Source organism: Scytonema sp. PRP1 (assembly GCF_036697665.2).
Taxonomy (GTDB): Bacteria; Cyanobacteriota; Cyanobacteriia; order Cyanobacteriales; family Nostocaceae; genus Kalymmatonema; species Kalymmatonema gypsitolerans.
Map to the genome: position 1 here is coordinate 139916 of NZ_JBAHYJ020000046.1, position 21459 is coordinate 161374.

Annotated in this window: 17 protein-coding genes; 13 read left to right on the forward strand and 4 right to left on the reverse strand. The window is 43.6% G+C overall.

Annotated elements, in window-relative coordinates:
- Nucleotides 1–49: 49 nt before the first annotated feature.
- Nucleotides 50–1060, reverse strand: a complete 1011-nt coding sequence (gene bioB / locus V5G28_RS09395) for a biotin synthase BioB (RefSeq protein WP_332993208.1) — start codon at nt 1058–1060, stop codon at nt 50–52.
- Nucleotides 1061–1200: 140 nt separating this feature from the next.
- On the opposite strand from bioB, the gene rimJ reads away from it, so the two are divergent.
- The 3 genes from rimJ (at nt 1201) to V5G28_RS09410 (ending at nt 4386) form a co-directional block, all read left to right on the forward strand.
- Nucleotides 1201–1773, forward strand: coding sequence for a ribosomal protein S5-alanine N-acetyltransferase (gene rimJ / locus V5G28_RS09400; RefSeq protein WP_332993210.1), 573 nt, complete (start codon nt 1201–1203; stop codon nt 1771–1773).
- An 81-nt stretch (nt 1774–1854) separates the two neighbouring features.
- On the forward strand, nt 1855–3312 hold the full coding sequence (locus tag V5G28_RS09405) for a protein adenylyltransferase SelO (RefSeq protein ID WP_332993213.1): 1458 nt from the start codon (nt 1855–1857) through the stop codon (nt 3310–3312).
- 429 nt (nt 3313–3741) lie between these two features.
- Nucleotides 3742–4386: a methyltransferase domain-containing protein gene (locus V5G28_RS09410; RefSeq protein ID WP_096564592.1), complete on the forward strand. Its 645-nt coding sequence runs from the start codon at nt 3742–3744 to the stop codon at nt 4384–4386.
- Between the two features lie 671 nt (nt 4387–5057).
- On the opposite strand, the gene V5G28_RS09415 is transcribed toward V5G28_RS09410, so the two are convergent.
- Both V5G28_RS09415 and V5G28_RS09420 read right to left on the reverse strand, forming a co-directional pair.
- Nucleotides 5058–5876, reverse strand: coding sequence for a glycerate kinase (locus V5G28_RS09415; protein ID WP_332993217.1), 819 nt, complete (start codon nt 5874–5876; stop codon nt 5058–5060).
- 158 nt (nt 5877–6034) lie between these two features.
- Nucleotides 6035–6367 carry a DUF565 domain-containing protein gene (locus tag V5G28_RS09420; protein WP_332993220.1) on the reverse strand — a complete coding sequence of 111 codons (333 nt, stop codon included), beginning with the start codon at nt 6365–6367 and terminating at the stop codon, nt 6035–6037.
- A gap of 388 nt (nt 6368–6755) precedes the next feature.
- Between V5G28_RS09420 and V5G28_RS09425 the strand changes: the two genes are divergently transcribed.
- Together V5G28_RS09425 and V5G28_RS09430 are read left to right on the forward strand one after the other, a co-directional pair.
- Entirely contained in the window at nt 6756–7364 is a 609-nt protein-coding gene (locus V5G28_RS09425) for a hypothetical protein (protein ID WP_332993223.1), read from the forward strand.
- Between the two features lie 199 nt (nt 7365–7563).
- Complete coding sequence (locus tag V5G28_RS09430; RefSeq protein ID WP_332993224.1) at nt 7564–9405, forward strand: ArnT family glycosyltransferase; 1842 nt, start codon at nt 7564–7566, stop codon at nt 9403–9405.
- 164 nt (nt 9406–9569) lie between these two features.
- Here V5G28_RS09430 and V5G28_RS09435 read toward each other — a convergent pair whose 3' ends face one another.
- Entirely contained in the window at nt 9570–13034 is a 3465-nt protein-coding gene (locus V5G28_RS09435; protein ID WP_332993400.1) for an ATP-binding response regulator, read from the reverse strand.
- A gap of 896 nt (nt 13035–13930) precedes the next feature.
- Between V5G28_RS09435 and V5G28_RS09440 the strand changes: the two genes are divergently transcribed.
- The 8 genes from V5G28_RS09440 to V5G28_RS09475 all read left to right on the forward strand — a co-directional run bounded on the left by V5G28_RS09440 (nt 13931) and on the right by V5G28_RS09475 (nt 21453).
- The gene (locus tag V5G28_RS09440; RefSeq protein ID WP_336230172.1) at nt 13931–14137 is read left to right on the forward strand and encodes a hypothetical protein; all 207 of its coding nucleotides are present in this window, start codon (nt 13931–13933) and stop codon (nt 14135–14137) included.
- Entirely contained in the window at nt 14094–14519 is a 426-nt protein-coding gene (locus V5G28_RS09445; protein ID WP_442994238.1) for a phosphatase RsbU N-terminal domain-containing protein, read from the forward strand. Before V5G28_RS09440 ends, V5G28_RS09445 begins: the two co-directional genes overlap by 44 nt.
- A gap of 107 nt (nt 14520–14626) precedes the next feature.
- Nucleotides 14627–14950 (forward strand): circadian clock protein KaiB, encoded by a 324-nt coding sequence (gene kaiB / locus V5G28_RS09450; protein ID WP_332993228.1) that lies wholly within the window; start codon nt 14627–14629, stop codon nt 14948–14950.
- A gap of 88 nt (nt 14951–15038) precedes the next feature.
- A complete protein-coding gene (gene kaiC, locus V5G28_RS09455; protein WP_096564587.1) occupies nt 15039–16601 on the forward strand; it encodes a circadian clock protein KaiC in 1563 nt (520 codons plus the stop codon).
- Nucleotides 16602–16672: 71 nt separating this feature from the next.
- On the forward strand, nt 16673–18823 hold the full coding sequence (locus V5G28_RS09460) for a TolC family protein (protein WP_332993231.1): 2151 nt from the start codon (nt 16673–16675) through the stop codon (nt 18821–18823).
- Nucleotides 18824–19339: 516 nt separating this feature from the next.
- Nucleotides 19340–19717 carry a hypothetical protein gene (locus tag V5G28_RS09465; protein ID WP_332993233.1) on the forward strand — a complete coding sequence of 126 codons (378 nt, stop codon included), beginning with the start codon at nt 19340–19342 and terminating at the stop codon, nt 19715–19717.
- Between the two features lie 235 nt (nt 19718–19952).
- Nucleotides 19953–20459: a hypothetical protein gene (locus V5G28_RS09470; protein ID WP_096564585.1), complete on the forward strand. Its 507-nt coding sequence runs from the start codon at nt 19953–19955 to the stop codon at nt 20457–20459.
- 214 nt (nt 20460–20673) lie between these two features.
- Entirely contained in the window at nt 20674–21453 is a 780-nt protein-coding gene (locus V5G28_RS09475) for a photosystem II S4 domain protein (protein ID WP_332993235.1), read from the forward strand.
- Nucleotides 21454–21459 lie beyond the last annotated feature (6 nt).

Genomic DNA, 21459 nt, shown 5'->3' on the forward strand with positions numbered 1-21459 from the left:
TCGCAAAGTCGCAAAGTTTTTTTGAGCGAGGCGGCTTTGCGCAAAGTTATCATCCAATCACGGCTTCTTTAGAGGCTTTGTGTTGACCTACGAAAGGAGAACGCACTTCTAGACCAAGCAAATTCAGCATTTCCTGGTCAGTATTGTATCCTGGGCAGGGAGTGGTAACGGTTAACATATGCCCATTGTCACTGGAGAAGATGGAATTTGCTCCCGCCAAGAAGCATAAAGTCTGTTCTACCTGTGAAAGTCTAGCTCTACCTGCGCTAAGACGAACATCAGATGCAGGCATTAAAATACGTGCTGTGGCAATCATTCGCACTACATCCCAAATGGGGACATCAGGTTGATTTTCTAGGGGTGTGCCTTCAACTTGTGAGAGAATATTGATAGGCACTGACTCTGGATGTGGATGCAGGGTTGCTAGAGTCTGCAACATGGATACGCGGTCATCCACGGTTTCGCCTAAGCCGAGTATACCACCGGAACATACAGTCACATTTGTTTGCCGGACATTGTTAATGGTATTGAGGCGATCGCCGTAAGTCCTGGTTGTAATGATCGTGCTATAGTAGTCCGGCGAGGTATCCAAGTTATGATTGTAGGCGTAAAGCCCTGCTTCTTCCAAACGCCTTGCTTGTGTTTCACTCAGCATACCCAAGGTGCAGCAAACCTCTAATCCTAATGCTGTCACTTCTTTAACCATTTCCAGCACTTGCTCAAATTGAGAGTTATCGCGCACCTCTCGCCAAGCAGCGCCCATGCAGACACGACTCACACCACTTTCTTTGGCTTGTTGGGCAATACTCACGACTGTTTCTTTTTCTAGCAGTGCTTGTGCCTTCACCTCTGTTTTGTAGCGAGAAGACTGGGCACAGTAACTACAATCTTCTGGACAACCCCCTGTTTTGATAGATATCAGCTTACAAACTTGTATTTTTCTTGAATCATGAAATTGCCGATGCACGCTAGCCGCTTGATAAACAAGTTCTAAGAATGGTGTATCATATATCTCGCGTATTTCTGATACTTGCCAATTGTACCGTATTACTGATGACATATCTATCCTTTGTAAGGTTTTTGCATAATTTTAGCTCTTCCGAAAGTCTTAACTCACTGATGTTGGTAATACAGCAAGCCTCACTGCTGCTAAATTATGAAGGGTGGCTAATAGCCTTTGGAACAAATATTCAATGATCTATGGAATTGCAACTGCCCAATATTACAACAAAACGGCTGTTATTAAGACTAGGAAATCACGAGGATATCCCGGCAATACTGAAATATTATACGGAAAATAAAACATATCTTACTCCATTCTCTCCTCGTTGGTCTGATAACTTCTTCACTCAAGAGTATTGGCAAAATCAGTTAGAAAATAACTATTTAGAATTTATTAACGATATATCATTAAGATTATTTATTTTTTGTCAAAAAAAATCAGGAATAATTATTGGAATTATTAACTTTTCTAATTTTGTCAGAAGAGCCGCGCAGTACTGTAATGTAGGATACAGTCTTGCAGAAGCGGAACAAGGAAAAGGTTATATGACAGAAGCACTGCAAGCAGCTATTCACTATGTATTTCAAGAATTAAACATGCACCGAATCATGGCAAATTACATACCTCACAACCAGCGCAGCGGCAATGTACTGAAAAGGTTAGGATTTGTCGTGGAAGGGTATGCCAGGGATTATTTATTCATAGATGGAAAATGGCAAGACCACATCCTTACAAGTATCACAAATCCTAACTGGCAGACAAACCCGTAAGCTTTTACACATCCAATTCAAGGATTGAAATCGCAACAGGACTAAACTCTACAACAATTTTGGATAACTCGGATAAAAGTAATGACTTTGGCTGAAACTGTAAACAACACGAATTCTACCAATCCTTTTCTCAATCTCAACTACGAAAGAGCTCTAGAAGATCTAGGCGATGATTACTATGATGAAGTTACCGCAGCAGAATTTTCTCAACATATTCTACACTGGCGCAACGATGCACTTCTACCTCGCCTTGGACTCGATCCGCAATTAGTAAAAGACGAAGACTTTATCTGTGCTTTTGGCAAATTTGAGGGACGAAAACCGCTTTTGGCGCTGCGTTACCACGGTTATCAATTTGGTGAATATAATCCTTTTTTAGGTGATGGTAGGGGATTTCTCTACGGACAAGTACGTGGTACTGATGGCGAACTCTACGACTTGGGCACCAAAGGTTCGGGTAAAACTCCTTACTCGCGTGGCGGCGATGGTATGCTGACACTCAAGGGCGGAGTACGGGAAGTTCTGGCTGCGGAAATGTTACACCATTTGGGCGTACGTACTTCACGCTGTTTAAGCATGATTGAAACAGGGTTATCGCTTTGGCGGGGCGATGAACCTTCTCCCACCCGTTCCTCGGTAATTGTCAGGATGGGGCGATCGCACATTCGATTTGGCACTTTTGAACGGCTGCACTATTTACGACGTCCAGATTTGACCCAAAAGCTATTAGACCATGTCATCGAGCAATATTATCCACATCTGATCAGCGAAGAAGATAAGTACGCTCTATTTTATGCAGATTTAGTCAAACGGACAGCAGAACTGGTAGCGCAGTGGATGGCAGCTGGTTTCTGTCATGCAGTGCTAAACACAGATAATATGTCAATTACTGGCGAGAGTTTTGACTATGGTCCCTACGCGTTCATTCCCAGTTACCAGCCCTACTTTACCGCTGCTTACTTCGATTATTATGGGCGCTATTCTTATACCCATCAACCTAGTATTTGTAAGTGGAACTTAGAAATACTTCAAGAGGCACTCAAAGCTGTTATTAATCAAGCTGATATGCAGGCTGGATTAGCTAGATTTGATGAGCATTATCAGAACGAATACCGTTCTATGATGTTGAAGAAATTGGGTTTTGAGCAGTTGTCACATCCAGAAGTTGATGAATTGTTAAACCTAACGATTCAATTTTTGCAAGATAGCAAAGTTGGTTATCACGAATTCTTTTACGAGATGGCTCACACCTTTTCATTGAAATGGCGAGATGAACCAGGCTTGATTATGGCAGATTCAGATATTGTACCAGCATCAGGAACATCAGAAATTTTTGATAATTGGTGTATATTGTACCATAAAATATTAAATAATTTTGACCCTCAGCAAACAAACATCATTGCCCAAACTCTAGCTCGTTATAATCCGAAAACTGTGATACTCAGACCAGTCATTGAATCAATTTGGGAACCCATTGCTCAAGAAGACAATTGGCAGCCTTTTTATGAGTTAATTAAGCGCATTCAGTCTGGAATTTAGCAAGATGAACTGTTTGCAGATTAATTGGTGCTTATCAAATAAGTAGGGTGCGTTAATGTAGTGGAACGCACCCTACTTATTTAAGACGTTACAGTGCCTAATAGTGTTGTATCGCCACAATGCCCTTACTCTGGAACAGTGAAAGCAACGTGGCTACACAAACAAAGCTTGTCTGTGCAGCTTCTAAGGCATAGATTGAGTGGTGGTTCTAGGTGGCGGATCTGAATTCGCCATTGATTCATTCTCACTTCTGAATACTAAATTCTTCTTCAAGATTTTATTTATATTCAATTCTTAAATCGCTATTAAACAATTCTTAAAGAAACAAAATTATCATCTTAAATAAAAAAATATCATATTTTTACAATCTCATTTGCTGAGATAATGTTTATCCTGCACTAGTTTAACACCCTAGAAACTTTGGAAGAGATGGCACAAACAAAGGCGATTTGGAACCCTTCTGTGTTGGTTCATAAGCTTGTTGGTAGAATTAAGTATTTTTTCTATCAACTTTCAGTAGGTCGGTTTCGCGGATTTGATTTGTATCTCAATTCTCCTGATCGCGTAGTATTGGAAGATGTGATTATTCCTTACTTTGTTTCTCGTTCTGAATATCACAAAATACTTTTTGTTGGGTGCGATTGGTACACCAAACCCTATAGAAAATTATTCCGAAACAAGGAATACTGGACAATAGAAATCGAGGAATGGAGAAAAAAATATGCTGCTGACAGACATATAGTTGATGGTCTTCAGAACTTAGGTCTTCATATCGAAAGTGGTTATTTTGATGTCATTATTTGCAACGGGGTATTCGGACATGGACTTAATGTCAAGGAGGATATGGAAGAAGCATTGAACCAATGTTTTAATGCTTTGCGTGAAGGAGGTGTTTTAGTCTTTGGTTGGAATAATGTTCCTCAGTATGCACCTTTTCCTGTGACTACCGAGTGTGAAAATTTTAAAAAATTTAAACCTTATGTCTTTGAACCTTTATCCACTTCCGAATATTTAGTACCAAATACTGAATACAAGCACACATTTGATTTCTATAAAAAGCCAGTGGCAAGTTGAAATAAATGAGTTGCTATAGCAATCCTGCGCACATTTGTGTGAAAGTGCCTGCTTTGTAAGTCCGGAGGACAGGCTGCGCCAACCCCTAGCGTGTCCGTAAGCTCAGATCTTGCACCCTTCGGGTATGCCTAGTGGGTACGGCCACGGCTATCGCCGTTAGCGCAGCTCCTCCGGAGGAGGCACGGCACGCTATGCCAACGCCAGTCCCCTGGGCGTGGGAAACCCGCCTGCTTTCTCGCTTACTCACCATTCTCAACAAGAGCCAGAGGCTCTAATATCTCGTTATATCATGTCCGGCTAATTAGTTATGATTGCCACGTTAACTGCACCCCACACGCCAGTCGCCTACGGAGGGTTTCCCTCCTGCAGCGCTGGACTCACCGCTTGCGGTCCGGGGAGGTGAAGCGCAGCTTTACCGGGGTGGGGTGATTCGGGTAATGATAAGTATTTAACCGGACTTGATATTACCAGGTTGAACCTGGTAACGAGGGTTTGGAGGCTGAGCCTCCTCACTGTTGCAATTGCAAGATCTCAGTAAATATCATGTTCGGCTAATTAGCCTTAATTCCCAAAGAATCCCACCCCGCCTTTGACTTACGTCAAAATTTCCCCTCCGGTGCTTGCGGGGAGGGGTTGGGGGTGGGGTCTTTTTTATGGTCAATTAAACAGACCTAAATATCTTTTGGTCGATAGACTGCACCAAACGAGTGGTCAGAATTAACTTCAATCACTAAATCAACAAACATAGGAGATTTGACCAACGGACTGATAAACAATTCTGGGTGCAGAGAACGCCAAAAATAATTGACAAATTCCTCTACCTCTTTTTCGCTCATTCCTAATTTGCCAGCAGCAATCATTTGGCGTTCCGCTTGTTTGCGCCATTCTAAGGAAAGGCGGTAATCTTTGGGATACAGCAAAATTAAGTTATCCAACTGCTCCCACAGTGGTAGATAGTCGTTGAGTTTGCTATTCATCTCACGGGCAAACGCCTTATCCTCATCTGTGAGAATTGGCGGCGGTGGGGTGTCAAATGTAGCAGGGTCAATTGGTCGCACACCCACAAACCAACCTTCAAACAAGACAATATCCACATTCTCTACAATTTCCGGAGTCGTTCTATCACCAGCACCCCCGTGGAGAGATTTATCAAAGCGGGGAACTGCTACTGGACTTTTGCACTGGCGAATGTGGTTAAGTACAGTTAAACCCAGTTCTACATCGTGTGTTCCTGGGGGACCACGCCAAATGAAGCGCGGGTCTTTTTGTTTTAATGCCAAGCGCTCATTATACGTTTTATACAAGTCATCCAAAGATAGACTGAGGGTGTGGTATCCCAACTGCTTGAGAATTAAGCAGAGATTGCCGCACAGTGTCGTTTTGCCGGTGCCTTGTCCTCCTAAAATACCTTGTATGAAGGGACGCCCCAACTGTTGGCGATAAGATGCAAGTTGTCTTGCCAAAGATAGCCACAAATCATTATTAGTCATTGGTCATTAGTCATTAGTGAGTCCAGTGCTGTTCGCGAAGCGTGCCCGAAGGGCTTAGGAGGGTTTCCCGACCTAGGCAACTGGCGAACCCGTAAGGGTCATTGGTCATTAGTCACAAATTATTCTCCCCTGCTCCCCCTCATCCCCCTCATCTGTGTTCAAGAACCAAGCTTGAACGCTTCCAAAAACAAGCTGTAGGTCACACCAACTTTGAGGATATTGAGACATTCTACCCAAAGCGCTTGTCGCTCTCGTATGCTACGACCATAAAATATTCGGCTGCCGAATTCTGTCAACACCACTAACGTCGCAGCGACAAAAATGTCCCATTCAGCAGTTTGTCCAGCTGTGGTAGCAACTGCGCTTCCAAGAAAAAAACCGAACAAAAAACTGATTATCAGAAGCGAAAACCGCCGCCAAGGATTAAAAAACCATAGCCTTAAGCGCAACGCAATGGTGTTGAATAGGTTGTTTAGACGTGTGTTTTGCATGAATGGGACTTCCGAAATGATTAGGGGTGTGTGGGAGTTGAGGCGCAGCGCCCTGCGCTTGTACGTTGGAGGAACTCTCCTACCCGATTTGAAGGAAAAGTTAAAAAATCATGAAATATCCCTGTATAGAGGATATCGGTCTAGCGTAAGCTTGTTTAAATAGTATTGTGGGTATAAGCAGGAATTTTCAGCAACAATATAAAATATATACTTTTCTTCATTACGAGCAGCAGCATAGCTGTTTTGCTCAAACAGCTATACATGATATATTTCACGCACTAGCTCCCAAAGAGCCTTTGGTGGACAACTTTCTTGTTGCTCTTACCAGAACAAAGCTGCGACTTGGTCTAGCCCAAACAATAAATACTTATTAGTAATATATATTACCATGAAACCGTCAGTGTATGAGTACACTGTTCTGGTAGCTTATTCATTGGGACTGCTTTTTCTACCAATGGGATGCCGTCAGACGAGTGTATCCTTTGACTCAACAGAACTAGAAACATCTTCTCTACCGCCTGCTCAGACACACCAAGAACAGAGCACGGCGTCATCCGTCTCCACTGTCTCCAATTCAATACCTACACCAAAAAGTCAACCAGTAGAAAGCAGCAGTGGGGACAACAATAGCGTTATCACATATCGTCAGGGTTCAGGTGGGAAAGCAGTGAATCAAGGAACTTTACGGATGAGCAACCAAACCAATCAACCGGTGCGCCTTGCCTTACTGTCGCGGCGCTCTTTAAGCAAAGGTTCCTCTGGACAAACCAAAGATGCCGTCCCAGCACATTGGGATTTTGCTCCTAAAGAAGGTCATGACAAGGGGCTGATTCTCGCTTTGCCTAATGGTAAGCTAGAACTGGAGAAGGGAGATATTTTAGTTGCCTTTGCACAGGATGGTTCCCGCCGCTACTGGGGTCCATATGTTGTTGGGGAAACTTCCTCTCCTAGTTGGAATTCCCAAAACAAAGAATGGCAACTCATCCTTAGTCATTAGTTTTTAGTCATTAGTTATTAGTCATAACTTTACAGTCTTTGCTTGATTTGCAACAGCAGGAACTAAGAAGCTGAGCTAAAGTCATCTTGATTAATTTAGTATTGAGACTATTGACTTTTGTACTCTTGACTAATAAATCATAACTAGCAAAGATGTACAGACGCGCCATGGCGCTACAATGACTGATGACTAATCACTAATGACTAATCACGCTTTTGATCGATGGTTTAACAATATAGGCAAGCGTCCAGCCCTCGCTGTGACTCTGTCGGCTTTATGGTTACTTTTGATAAGTGGGGTTGCTTTCTTTTGGCATTTGGGCAGTCTCGGCTTAATTGATGAGACAGAGCCACTGTTTGCCGAAGCCTCGCGGCAAATGTTAGTTACAGGTGATTGGATCACTCCGTTCTTCAATGGCGAAACTCGTTTCGATAAACCTGCTTTAATTTACTGGTGTCAGGCGATCGCCTACTCAATTTTTGGAGTCAATGAATGGGCGGTACGTTTGCCTTCGGCGCTTGCTGCACTCGGATTGATAAGTTTGGCATTATACACTATACAGTGGTATTTGGCAAGAGAAGACTACCTTGAGCAAAAAGTTCGCCCGACTCGCCGCTGGTTAACCGCTGCTTTGGGAGCGGCTATCATGGCACTCAATCCAGAAATGATTGTCTGGGGGAGAGCGGGTGTTTCAGATATGCTGCTGGTTGGGTGCATGGACTCAGCGTTGTTGTGCTTTTTTCTCGGGTATGCCCAACCCTCAAAATCAGAAGTGAAAGCACGGTGGTATTTAGCTTTTTATATCCTGATTGCTGGTGCGATTTTAACCAAAGGACCAGTAGGAATTGTCTTACCTGGGCTGATTATCGGCATATTTTTGCTTTATATGGGAAACGCAAAAGAAGTTTTGCGGGAAATGCGTCCCCTGACAGGTTTGCTCATTACCCTATGCTTATCATTACCTTGGTATGTGTTGGTCATTTGGCGCAATGGCGAAAATTATATTAACTCGTTTTTTGGGTATCACAATGTTGAACGATTTACAAGCGTAGTCAATCGCCACTCAGCTCCTTGGTATTTTTACTTTTTTGTAGTGTTGGTGGGCTTTGCACCATATTCGGTGTACTTGCCTTTGGCAATGGCAAGGCTGAAGTTTTGGCAGCGAAACTACTGGCGATCGCAAGAACGCTCTAGCCAACTTGGTTTATTTGCCTTTTTCTGGTTTATTACTATCTTTGGCTTTTTCACCATTGCTGTAACCAAACTCCCAAGCTACGTATTGCCCTTAATGCCAGCAGCAGCTATTTTGGTAGCACTGCTGTGGAGCGACATCATTAAAGACAAGCGGAGCTTCTCCTTTGGAGACGCTAGCGCGAACGTTGACACGGGAACATTTCCTCTCTCCACGTCTTCCCGAATTCCGCTCCTCATAACAGGCTGGGTGAATGTAGCGTTTTTATCAGCACTGGCGGTGGCAATGTTTTACGTTCCTCAGTTAATAAAAGATCCGGCTGCACCCAACTTCCACAAATTGTTTGAACAGTCAGGTTTAACTGTATTGGGAGGTGTGCTTTGGCTGCTTTGTGCTGTTGTGCTGGCGGTTCTACTTGTGCGTCGTCGTTACCAGCCTGTGTTAATGGTGAATGTGTTGGGGTTTGCGGCGTTTATGGTTTTTGTCCTCACACCTTGTTTGTTTTTGATCGATCAGGAACGCCAGCTACCTTTACGGGAATTGTCTGCGATCGCCGTGCAAGCACAAAAACCCAGTGAAGAACTGGTTATGGTGGGCTTCAAAAAGCCTACAGTAGTTTTTTATACTCGTCGTCCGGTCACTTATGTGAAAGTGTCTTCGGTTGCTGGAAAATATATTCAAGACAAAGCCGCAAAGAAAGCACAGCCTGCCTCAGTGCTGGTTCTTGCTCAGCCGAAAAAGTTTCCTGATATGGGCTTAAAGCGTAGCGATTATGAAAATTTAGGCACCAGTGGTGCTTATGAACTGATTCGAGTTCCTTTTAAAAATCCGTCAACCCCTTCTTCGTAATTACTTATCCGGCGTTGCTGATTCTAAGTATGAATTTAGGTTCGCGCAAAGTCGCAAAGGCGCAAAGATAAGGGTTTTGAAAATTAAAGGAAGAAAATTTCATACCTCAATTCAGTAACGCCTTTTTTTAAATTTTGAATGAGGGAATTTGAGCGCAGCGAGGATCATGAGTCAGCCTTTAAAGCTTTATTAACCTCGTTGAGCAAGTCCTCCATTGATATAGAACGGGGTAAAATTTGCGAGGCAATATTACCAACCACAGCTTCTATCGACTCCAATTTTTCATCTGTGCCCTTTGGCGAAATGTCAGGTTGTTCATTTTCACCCTCATAAGGATTTAATCGTTGGTCGAGGAGCAAAACTGGTGGTAAGTTAAAAGGCAGCTGTCCTAACGTTTTCAGGGCTGAGTACACTTCTTTTGGGATGGGAGAGTCTCCCAAGCAAATCAGCAGTAAGTCAACACTTTGATGGCGAATTTGCTGTAGCAGTTCTGCCCAAGACCGACTCATCGATGCTTTCAAGCCTGCTGTTTGCAGGTACTGAATCAAAGCTTGGAACCACTCAGAACCACGAGAAATCATCAAGGGACACAAACCATTCTCCCCAGCAACGTGCCTACTCCATGAGGAGTTTTTTTCTGTCCGATAACTACTCACCTGCTTGTGTCTTACCTCTGGTAAATCCGGCAGAATCGCTAAATCTACCACTAAGATGCTGGGTGGGCAGCATGCACCAGATGCAATTTGCAAAACTGACAATAAAGCTTCTGTTTTCCCAGCATTATGAAACTTATCTGCGCCTAATGGCGTTAAGCAAGGGAACACAGAGAGCTTTGGCATCGCAGAAGCAGTTTGTGTCGTTGAGACATTACAAGTCACAAGTGGCAGATCTGCCAAACGGGGGTGTTGACTGAGTTGTTTTAGTAAAGCTTCGGCTGCTGGCATTTCTGTATCGAGCAAAACGACATCAAACTGCCAAACGCGAGCCAGCAGTTCTGCCTGATCGAGATCATCCACTTCTATGACTCGGTGCTGTTGAAGTAACGGTTGTGATGTCAGAGGTTCACACTCAGCATTGACCAACCTCAAAATTTTCAGTGGTGTGTTATTGCGGTGAATTTCTCCATTATCTGATTTTTGCTGTTTTGCTTCTGGTGGAGCACACAGACTTTCTACCAGCGGTGTTAAGACCTGATGCTGTACTGGTAAGCTCAAGAAACCATCTGCTCGGTTGGCAAATGCTTGCTCTTTTTCAGCTCCTGTTGCTGTCACAATCACGGGAATGTGACGAGTTGCGCCATCGGATTTGAGTAAGGTTAGGACATCCCAACCCGACAGCAAAGGAAGCAAGGGATTAAGGAAGATAGCTTTGGGTTGCAAGCGCCGAGCTTTTTCTACTGCTTCACATCCTGAGCGAGCAATCACGACCCGATAACCCAAACCTGTCAATTGTTCGGTCAAATCTTCAATATACCGAGCAACTGCCTCCACTACCAGCACTAGCGATTTAGAAGATGTCGGGTGAAGCGGTGATGACGGGGTGTAGACGACGGGAGGGCGGCGGCTTCCCTTAGATTTAGAACGAGTTTCCCGTACACCCTCAGGGGACTTGCCTAAGGGTTGGGTTGGGTTGGAGTGAGGGGGCGAAAAAGAATTTCTTCCTATCTCCTCATCTCCCAATCGCCCCACTTCTTTAGGAGGACTGGGGGGTAGGAGTAGTGTAAACTGGCTACCCTTACCTTCACGCGATAAGAAGCTGACATCGCCACCGTGGAGACGAGCCAAAGCTCTAGTTAATACAAGCCCTAAACCTGTTCCTTCATGCTGGCGGGTGAGGGGATTTTCCAGTTGTTGGAATTTCTGAAAAATTAAATGCTGCTGGTGTTCGGCAATACCAATGCCTGTATCCCAAACCGTAAAGGCAATCCAACCTTCCCAACGACTGACCCGCAGCCCGATTTCACCACCTGTTTCAGTAAATTTGAAGGCATTAGAAAGCAGGTGTACCAGCATCTGGCGCATCCGCAAGTCATCCGCCATAATCTGGTCTAAGCCAGGTTCAATTGAGAGGCTAAATTGGTGTTCTTCTGCAGGCGTACCTTGAGCTTGGGATTTTAATGAAGCTCTGGTACTTTGAGTATGAATCGCCTTTGCCTCAGAGACAGCGCGATCGCACACAGCTTGAATGTTGACGTTGGTGAGCGTCAACTCCATTTGTCCCGTCTCCATACGGGTCAAATCCAAAATATCATTGACCACACTCATTAGGTGGCGTCCACTTTGATGAATCAGTCCTGCATAACGAGCTTGACGCTCGTTTAATTCTCCCAATTGCTGATCCACCAGTAACCGTGATAATCCCAAAACGGCAGTTAGAGGAGTTTTGAGTTCATGACTGATACAAGCTAAAAACTCATCCTTTAACCGATTAAGTTGAATTAAATCAGCATTTTTCGCGGCTAGTTCTTTACAAAGCTGCTGCTGTTCAGTGACATCCGTCGCTAGCATCAGCCACAAATCACTACTGAGTGCTGAATTTTGAGTGGACAGTGTTTTAAAATCAGTACTCAGGGCTTTTAAATCAGGGCTGTCTAAGGGAATTTTGGCAAACTGCCAAACTCGCTCCTGACCATTTTGCACTTCTACTACACAAGTACAAGTCCCTAACTGACTATCCAAAAAGCAGCGATTTAATCCTGGTTCCTCTAAAGACTGTTCTTGCACCCCAGGAGTGCGAGGAGTCGCCAATGTTGATCGAGGTGACACACCTTTTTGAGGCATGACTTCGTTCATAGCTGACAAAGAATTTTCTTCACCAAAATGCTCATTGCTGCCAAAGGAATAAACTTTGGTTGGCGTTTGAGTCGCATATTCTAATTTCTTGGCTGGAGCATTTGCCAAAATCGCTTCTACCTGTCGCTTGACTCCTTCTGGATCTTTCAATGCTCCCAATTGTTGCCACCAAGCCGGATTTTGCGTTACCACTTCGCCATTGCTTGTTTGTAACATTAATGGCCAAGGCAATCGTTCTAATAATTCCACCAGTGGCTTACATTCTCGTCTTTGCTGAGGTGCGTAACTCCTGCTATTAGTATTTTTGGCTTCATGTGCTTCAGTGCTATTACTGAAAATTTTTGCACAAGACTTGTGAAGCGTTTTCCTTGAAGTGCGCTTAGTCCCCTTAGAAGTCTCAGTTTCCAATTTTTGCTCTCTCAAAAACCCCAACAGACGCGAGGTATCCACAAGCCCCAAAAATTTGCCATTTGAGTCAATCAATGCCCAATCTAAATTCGTGTTTCCCTGGGTCTTTTGAAAACGCAAAAACGAACTAAATTGCTCCACATTGAAAGAAGCTGGTATTGTCTGTATAGGTTCAATGAGACCTTGACCCAGTGTGGAGAGGGGTTGCTGTAAGTCTGAAAACTTAGAACGACCTTCGCCTTGTGCTGTCAGTAATTCTGGTAATAAACGGGCAGAGTAAATTAATCCTAACAGGCATTTTTGCTTATCCAAGACTGCCAGGCGATCGCACTGCTGTTGTTGAAAAATCTCCAGCACAACTGCCACAGTAGTCGTTTCTACGCAGTTGGGTACGGTTGCTATAAATTCATATAACGGGTACTTTAGCATTGACATATGGCGATGAGGTCGTCCTTCTTACGCGGTTTACTTCCGGCACCACCAGCTAACTGCTTATTAAGCTTTCGGTGTTTGGGTATGAAGCTATATCCTCTAAGAAGACTGAGTCTAACATTTTTGTCATAAATTGAACGCCTTTGAGACAAAGAGCTTCTTTGTTCCTGACAAATTCTTTGTCAGCAAGAGTGGTTAAAGTAGGGCATTTCCCTTTGCCCCTAGCAGTTTGGAGCAATGCCCAAACTTTTAGGGGCCACCAATCTTTGAATAAGCTCTTCTAAGAAAGCGGAAAAGCCGCCCTTCAGGTATTACGGGCGTCAACACCAGTGTTAACAAGAGTGTTGAAACTTATAATCGATAGCGACAGCTACAACAATTATGGATCCAAAAATTCGCTCTAGAACCTTTAGGAATTATAATGATTTATAATGCGACAATCATTTATCTTTGTTTAAGTATCTTATTGAGGAGCAAAGTAAGGAAATCTGTATTTAGATAGATATGAAGCAAGCAAATCACGAACTAACTACAGCTAGCACAGTGAGTTAGGGTGACAAATGTCTTCTTCCATCTCACCTATAGCACTAACTCCAACCAGTTAGTTCTTTTCTGGGCATTACTTGGAAGGGAGCGAAAGTGGAGTTTACGACTAAGTCATCCTCATTTCCCTTTCTGAGCCGGAACGCCTCCTCAACCACCCACTAAATTTTACAACTTTGTAGCAACAGGTTGTTAATTATTTCCCACTATTTGTTGACAAAGAGCAAGTTTTTTGGGTAGTAAAGAGCGCGAAGAATGCTCCGCACTTGTTATCTACTCTGGAAACCTTTGCTCTTGTCATAACCTTTGAAAAGTTTTGGTAGGGTGAGCAACTAGATGTATCAAAACAAATGTTATTACCCATAGATATGTCCCAGCAATATTGTAGACCATTTTGGGCTACTCAAGCTGATTTTACTATCGAACAAAGGTTACTCGGGTGGATGTGCTCAGTGAGTGATGTCACTCTTGCCGGGCTTTGCCAGTTTTGGGAGGTAGCCACCACAAGTACCAATCTTTCAGTATTTGCTCAATTGGCTGCAAAAAAATCTAAATAAAGTATTAAGCTTTAATTGTTCTTATGCTGTTAAATGGCACAAGCTAGAATCCCACCAGTTTTTTCAACAAATGACGACGAGAGCCGAACAACAGGCATTGTTGCAACAACTCAAATCAGACTACCGTCAAATTCTCATAAATTACTTTATCACCACAGACAAAACACTGAAAGAGAAAATTGATAAATTTATCCATGCAGTATTTTATGGTAATATTCCTGTGCCCCAAATCATCGAAATTCACATGGAACTTATTGACGAGTTTTCCCAGCAGCTAAAATTGGAAGGACGAAGCGATGAAGCCTTACTTGATTACCGTCTGACATTGATTGATATACTAGCTCACTTATGTGAACTTTATCGTTGTTCGATTCCTAAATAGAATAACGTAAATCAAAGTTCAGCCGCCCTTGTTGGTGGAAGTCGCCCTTTGAATTCAGGAAGAAGATAGCATCTAGCTCGTGTCTTTACTTATAGCCTGTACCTTTTATGAATCAACCAAGAAAGACCTATGTTCTCAAGCTTTATGTAGCAGGGAACACTGCAAACTCAGTACGGGCATTAAAAATACTCAAAAACATTTTAGAACAAGAGTTTCAAGGCGTTTATGCTTTGAAAGTTATTGATGTACTGAAAAGCCCACAACTGGCAGAAGAAGATAAGATATTAGCAACACCGACATTATCTAAAATTTTGCCTCCACCCGTTCGGAAAATTATTGGAGACCTTTCAGATAGAGAAAGAGTGTTAATTGGATTGGATTTGCTTTATGAAGAACTGAGTGAAGATCAGCAAGAACAATTTGAAGAGTAGACTATATAACAAAACAATACTGACGACAGAAACGATATAGTTTATTAATAAAACAACTGGGTTTCATCCCGATTTGTAAGCGTTAGCAATGAATGATAAAGAAACTTTAGAGCAAAATAAAACACCGACATATACAGGTGTAGAAAAAATTCGGACAATGATAGAGGGCTTTGACGATATTAGTCATGGAGGGTTACCTGTAGGAAGAACGACTTTATTCAGCGGCACATCTGGAACGGGCAAAACTTTATTTTCTCTGCAATTTCTTTACAACGGTATTACCTACTTTGATGAGCCAGGAGTCTTTGTTACATTTGAAGAATCTCCCAGTGATATTATAAAAAATGCTGGTATTTTTGGTTGGGATTTACCGCGCTTGATTAGTGAAGGAAAATTATTTATACTCGATGCTTCTCCAGATCCAGAGGGGCAAGATGTCGTGGGTAACTTTGACCTTTCTGCCCTGATTGAGCGCCTGCAATATGCTATTCGTAAGTATAAGGCAAAACGTGTTTCTATTGACTCAGTCACAGCAGTCTTTCAACAGTATGAAGCTGGAGGAGTGGTGCGGCGAGAAATATTTCGTCTGGTAGCGCGTCTCAAACAACTAGGTGTTACCACGATTATAACCACAGAACGCACGGAAGAGTACGGACCTGTTGCCTGTTATGGGGTAGAAGAATTTGTTTCCGATAATGTGGCGATCGTCCGTAATGTTTTAGAAGGAGAACGTCGCCGTCGCACAATTGAAATACTCAAACTGCGCGGTACAACACACATGAAGGGTGAATATCCTTTTACAATTACCAATCAAGGGATTAACATTTTTCCATTGGGAGCGATGCGCTTAACTCAACGGTCTTCAAATGTCAGGGTCTCTTCTGGCGTGAAAACCTTAGATCAAATGTGCGGCGGTGGTTTCTTTAAAGATTCGATTATTTTAGCAACAGGAGCAACTGGTACAGGGAAAACTCTATTGGTTAGTAAGTTTCTGCAAACTGGTTGTTTCCACAGCGAAAGGTCGATATTATTTGCCTATGAGGAATCACGGGCTCAACTATCTCGCAACGCTTCCTCTTGGGGAATTGATTTTGAGGATTTAGAACGCCAAGGTTTGCTAAAAATAATTTGTACATATCCGGAATCAACTGGTTTGGAAGACCACCTACAAATTATTAAGTCAGAAATTGCTGAATTTAAACCATCTCGTATTGCTATTGACTCTCTTAGCGCGCTAGCAAGAGGTGTAAGCAATAATGCATTCCGGCAATTTGTCATCGGTGTTACGGGTTACGCCAAGCAAGAAGAAATTACAGGCTTTTTTACCAACACAACCGACCAATTTATGGGGTCGCATTCGATTACAGACTCCCATATTTCTACGATTACTGACACAATTTTGATGTTACAGTATGTAGAAATTCGTGGGGAAATGTCGCGGGCGATCAACGTATTTAAAATGCGCGGTTCATGGCATGACAAGGGGATCCGCGAGTATAATATTACGGCTGATGGTCCCGAAATTAAAGATTCTTTCCGCAACTATGAACGGATTGTCAGTGGTGCTCCTACCCGCGTTACTATCGATGAGAAGGCGGAACTGTCTCGCATTGTCAAGGGATTTCAAGACAAACAGAGTTCCGATTCCTAAACTTGGCATCGTGATATATTCTCTGGTGAGAAAACGGTTTCTGCCGCTTTATTTTCGTGTGAGGGGATGCGGTGAAAGGACAGCTAATATTCAGTAGCTTGTTACCTGGTGTAACAGCAGCAGTGTTAACAACTCAGCCTGCTTGGGCTGAGACTGTCAAAGTAACTGGAGTCAGGCTTGCTGCCTCACCCAGTGCCTTGACTTCTACCTACGAGGAAACCTCGGCAGCACTGAACATCAACACTCAGCAGCTGGTTCCTACTGTTGACAACAGTTTTCCAGCGCCAACCCTATCTGCTGTTGGTGTTATGGCAGCTCGTCTAAATTCTGTGGGTAGTAGCAGTGTCGGGGTCGTACTGACTGGAAAAACTGGTGTGCCGATAAAAAAAGTGGCGGGTAAGGTTCAAGGTGTGCTTTTAAGCTTGAAGCCTAACTCAAAGCAAAGCCAGTTGATAAATAAGATTCGTTCTGCTACTACCACGCAAAAACAGAATCAGCCAACAATTGCTGCTCAGGAATCAGAAAATACAATTGTTCCTAATTATACTATCTCAAGCGCCGCTTCCTCTGTCCAACAAAATACGCCTGCTTCTTCTGGGCAGCCTGCTACACAAAAGAAAAATCCTGATTCTGGGTTAGCAAAAGTGTCAGCAACTTCAACACGCAGCACAGTAGAAGTAGCGAAGCTATTGGAGCAGGTGGAGTTATGCCCGCAACTACAGGGGAAAGGTAAAGGTAAGGTTGGTCGTTCGGCTTCTGTGCTCCTTAGGTCGTCTACCTGTGGGCAACAAAATGCCACGAGAAATCAGGTAGCTCAAGCAGGTTCCTCCACTCCTGCGCCAACGACTCCTGCGCCAACGACTCCTGCACCAACGACTCCTGCGCCAGCAGGTTCCGTGCCAACCCCTGATTACCTCAGAGCCAACCCAAATTCCTTACAGTTTCCTACCAAACCAGAAGAAGTGAGGATTCAGGGAACTCAGCCGATTACTTTGGCACAGGCTCTGGAGCTAGCACGGCAAAACAATCGAGATTTACAGGTAGCGTTACTGACTGTAGAACGCAATCGATCTGCCGTACGGCAGCAGCAAGCTGCTTTGTTACCTAATGCCAGTCTTAGTACTAGCCTAACTCGTAGTGGACCAGCTTTCTCAAATCAACAAACACAGAATTTCCTAGGCCAAACTCAAGATGTATCCTCTACGACAAATTTCTCTGGTACCGCGCAACTGAATTATAATCTCTACACCTCTGGACAAAGGACAGCCAGTATCCGACAAGCTGAGGAACAGCTGCGTTCGGCTGAGTTGGATGTTGAACGTCAATCTGAGGAGATCCGCCTAAATGTCACCAGTCAATACTACGACCTGCAACAAGCAGATGAACAAGTACGTATTGCCCAGTCTGCTGTGACAAATGCTCAAGCGAGTTTGCGGGATGCACAAGCTTTGGAAAGAGCTGGTGTGAGTACTCGGTTCAATGTTCTACAGGCTCAGGTTCAATTAGCAAATTTCCAACAACAGCTGGTAAATGCAATCTCACAGCAGCGAATTAACCGTCGTCGATTAGCGCAAACGTTGAGTTTGCCGCAGTCGATTGATGTAACTACGGCAGATCCAGTGAGATTAGCAGGTCTATGGAATATTCCGCTCGAACAAACTATTGTCTTAGCTTTTCAAAACCGTCCGGAACTGCAACAGCAACTGATCCAACGCAACATTTTTGAGCAACAGCGACGGCAGGCGCTTGGGCAACTAGGTCCTCAAGTGAGTTTGGTTGGCAACTACCGGGTGCAGGATCAGTTTGACGATAGTAGCAGCACTACTGATAACTATTCGTTGGGAGTCCAAGCCAACCTGCTTTTGTTCGATGGAGGAGCAGCAAGAGCTGCAGCAGATCAAGCCAGAACTAATATTCGGATTGCTGAAAATCAATTTGGCAACCAGCGCAACCAAATCCGCTTTGATGTAGAACAAGCCTATTCTCAATTGCAATCTAACTTAGAGAATGTTCAAACTGCAAATGCTGCTGTCGAACAATCTAGAGAAGCTCTGCGTTTAGCGCGTTTGCGATTCCAAGCAGGTGTAGGCACTCAAACTGAAGTCATTGACGCGGAAAATGCCTTGACAAATTCTGAAGGTCAGCGAGTCCAGGCAATCTTAAATTACAACCGCGCTCTGGCTACTTTACAACGAAATGTCACCTCAAGGGGATTACCCTAAATTAGTCATTAATCATTATTCATTCATACCGGATGATGGATCATAAACTGTAGACTTTCATCTTATTTTGGAAAGTACTCTGCTCCTGATCGATATCATCGCAGAGTACTAACCCAAGTTGCTAGTTATCGATGTCATGAGGGGATTACAGCAGTTTTCACGTATTTGAACCACACTGTAAGGGCACAGCAATGCTGTGCCCCTACGCCAAATGTGGTCTATTTAGCTGAAAATAGCTGTAAAATCCTACTCTACCCTACTCTCCCTTGTACACGCCCTCTGGGCGTGTACGGGAAGCCCAAGGGGCTTTACGGGAAGCCTCACGCGCAAAGTCTCGCGTGAGGGATATCTGTCTAGATGGAGCGACCCGTTCGGAGGCTAAAGCCATCTGGCTCTCACGCTCCCGTACTTTTCTTGTAGTTTTTACATTTATCAGCAGATTGTTGATTCTATCAATCAAAATTGGAATATCCTAGCATAGAGATATACTTCAAGGGCTAAATAGAACACAAACTGATGACGGAAGTTACGGCAAAAGAAATTGCACAGTTTCGCTCTCAAGTTGCAGATGACTTCACAGCTATGGAAGCACTCGACATCATTGAGGAATGTGACGGAGATTTAGAAGATGCAACAATGACTTTAGCGATTCGGGCAGGACAAGAACCAGAAATAGCGAATTCAGAGTGGTTGGATGCTTTAGCTCGAAGATGGCGTGCCGTCATTTGTCAAGAAGAATTTCGGGATGATTTGCTTAACGGTTCAGTTAAGGGGATGATGGAACACCTCAAGACAATGCCGACGTTTCCTAATATGTTAGCAACGCCAGTTTTAATATATGTTTTAAAGAAAGGTGTAAATAATTTTTGCGAACCTCTTGACTTAGTACAATAATATACTTGGACACCAACCTCTTAGGCAGATAGTGCTCACCCAAACCCTTACATCTAGCTAAAAAAGTCAGCAGGAATCCTTTGTATTAATAAAGAATCAAAAAATAAAGATGTAAAGGAAAATTAACACTATGGGCTTTTTGCTGATAATCTGGATTTGATGAGCGCAATTTGATTTGACATTTATTTGAGATTTATAAGAGCGTAACCCTTATCAGAACTCAGTTTTAACATTGATGAATTACCTTGTTGCCGTTTTACAAGACCGCATCCAAGCAGAAGCTGCTTACGTAGCCTTAGAGAAAGAAGGCATAGAAGCTACAATATTAGGTAGAGGTTATAAAAGTGCTGATGAGTTTGGCTTGATTGACCCTAACGAGCAAGCAAAGAAGCAAGCGCAGCTTATGGCTTTTTGGTTGGTGCCGTTTGGATTTTTCGGTGGAGTGACTTTTAACTTGATCACTCGTTTGGATACTTTTCCTTGGGCAGGTCAAATTGGGAATGCCATTATTGGCGGAGTGTTGGGCGCTGGTGCTGGCGCTATGGGTAGTGTATTTGCTGGTGGTGGAGTCGGTTTAGTGCTTGGAAGTGGTGACGCTTTACCTTACCGCAACCGCTTAAATGCTGGTAAATACTTGGTTGTCGTTCAAGGTTCTGAAAGTCTTACCCGTCAAGCAACTAGCCTGTTGCGTCAATTTAAGCCAGAAAATCTTCAAGGTTACGCTGATACAACTATTCGTTAGTCTATGGTTAGTGGTTAGTAGATAGTAGGTAGTGGGTAGTATTTTTTTACAACTAACATAACAACTGACAAGTAACAAATGTACAGACGTGACAAGTAACAAATGTAGAGACGCGCCATGGCGAGCCAGTGCTGCAGGAGGGTTTCCCGAACTCACAGCGACTGGCGTCGCGTCTCTACAACTAACGACTCATAACTCATAACTACTACATAGAATGCTGCCACGGGAAGAACTTTTAAAAAGTGTTGAAAATCGAGATAGTATCGCTCATGTGATTGACCAGGCTGAACAAGCCATCAAAACTTGGGAAGTTGTTTTGACTGATTTTCTGTCTCCTCCAGAGTTGGTGGAAATTCAGCAGGTGTTCAGTCGTCTGACTGAGGTGGAATTTGTGGTGTGGGGTGGGTATCCCCAGGCAGAACGTAAAAGAATCGCGATCGCCCGTTCCGAAATGCCTCTGGATCAATCTCAAGTCGCCGTCACCGCCTTAGACATAGCTGGCAATTTCCTGTTTGATACCGCGACTCACCGCGACTTCTTGGGCGCAATGTTGGGAAGTGGTATTGTCCGCGAAAAGACGGGGGATATTATTGTACTGGGTGAACGAGGGGCGCAGGCAATTGTCGTGCCGGAGTTGGCGGACTTTTTAGAGATGAATCTCAAGCAGGTGCGATCGGTTCCCGTGAAAACCCAGCGCATAGATTTAAGCGAGTTGAAGGTGCGCGAACCGAAGAAAAAAGAATTAACCACAGTGGAAGCTTCTTTACGGTTGGATGCGATCGCCTCTGCTGGTTTTGGGATGTCTCGCAGCAAAATGGTTGAGTTAATTGATGGCGGTGATGTTCGCGTCAACTGGAAGGAAATTACTCAAGCAAGTTCTCAAGTGAAAACAGGCGACTTAATCGCTATTCGTGGTAAAGGACGTTTAGAAGTTGGAGAAATCGCCGTTACTAAAAAAGACCGCTACCGCGTGCAGTTAACCAGGTATGTGTAAAAATAA

What these genes read in the sequence shown, in the direction of transcription:
- bioB (WP_332993208.1), bottom strand. Translation starts at nt 1,060, where the DNA reads ATGTCATCAGTAATACGGTACAATTGGCAAGTATCAGAAATACGCGAG.
- rimJ (WP_332993210.1), top strand. Translation starts at nt 1,201, where the DNA reads ATGGAATTGCAACTGCCCAATATTACAACAAAACGGCTGTTATTAAGA.
- V5G28_RS09405 (WP_332993213.1), top strand. Translation starts at nt 1,855, where the DNA reads ATGACTTTGGCTGAAACTGTAAACAACACGAATTCTACCAATCCTTTT.
- V5G28_RS09410 (WP_096564592.1), top strand. Translation starts at nt 3,742, where the DNA reads ATGGCACAAACAAAGGCGATTTGGAACCCTTCTGTGTTGGTTCATAAG.
- V5G28_RS09415 (WP_332993217.1), bottom strand. Translation starts at nt 5,876, where the DNA reads ATGACTAATAATGATTTGTGGCTATCTTTGGCAAGACAACTTGCATCT.
- V5G28_RS09420 (WP_332993220.1), bottom strand. Translation starts at nt 6,367, where the DNA reads ATGCAAAACACACGTCTAAACAACCTATTCAACACCATTGCGTTGCGC.
- V5G28_RS09425 (WP_332993223.1), top strand. Translation starts at nt 6,756, where the DNA reads ATGAAACCGTCAGTGTATGAGTACACTGTTCTGGTAGCTTATTCATTG.
- V5G28_RS09430 (WP_332993224.1), top strand. Translation starts at nt 7,564, where the DNA reads ATGACTAATCACGCTTTTGATCGATGGTTTAACAATATAGGCAAGCGT.
- V5G28_RS09435 (WP_332993400.1), bottom strand. Translation starts at nt 13,034, where the DNA reads ATGCTAAAGTACCCGTTATATGAATTTATAGCAACCGTACCCAACTGC.
- V5G28_RS09440 (WP_336230172.1), top strand. Translation starts at nt 13,931, where the DNA reads ATGTTATTACCCATAGATATGTCCCAGCAATATTGTAGACCATTTTGG.
- kaiB (WP_332993228.1), top strand. Translation starts at nt 14,627, where the DNA reads ATGAATCAACCAAGAAAGACCTATGTTCTCAAGCTTTATGTAGCAGGG.
- kaiC (WP_096564587.1), top strand. Translation starts at nt 15,039, where the DNA reads ATGAATGATAAAGAAACTTTAGAGCAAAATAAAACACCGACATATACA.
- V5G28_RS09465 (WP_332993233.1), top strand. Translation starts at nt 19,340, where the DNA reads ATGACGGAAGTTACGGCAAAAGAAATTGCACAGTTTCGCTCTCAAGTT.
- V5G28_RS09470 (WP_096564585.1), top strand. Translation starts at nt 19,953, where the DNA reads ATGAATTACCTTGTTGCCGTTTTACAAGACCGCATCCAAGCAGAAGCT.
- V5G28_RS09475 (WP_332993235.1), top strand. Translation starts at nt 20,674, where the DNA reads ATGCTGCCACGGGAAGAACTTTTAAAAAGTGTTGAAAATCGAGATAGT.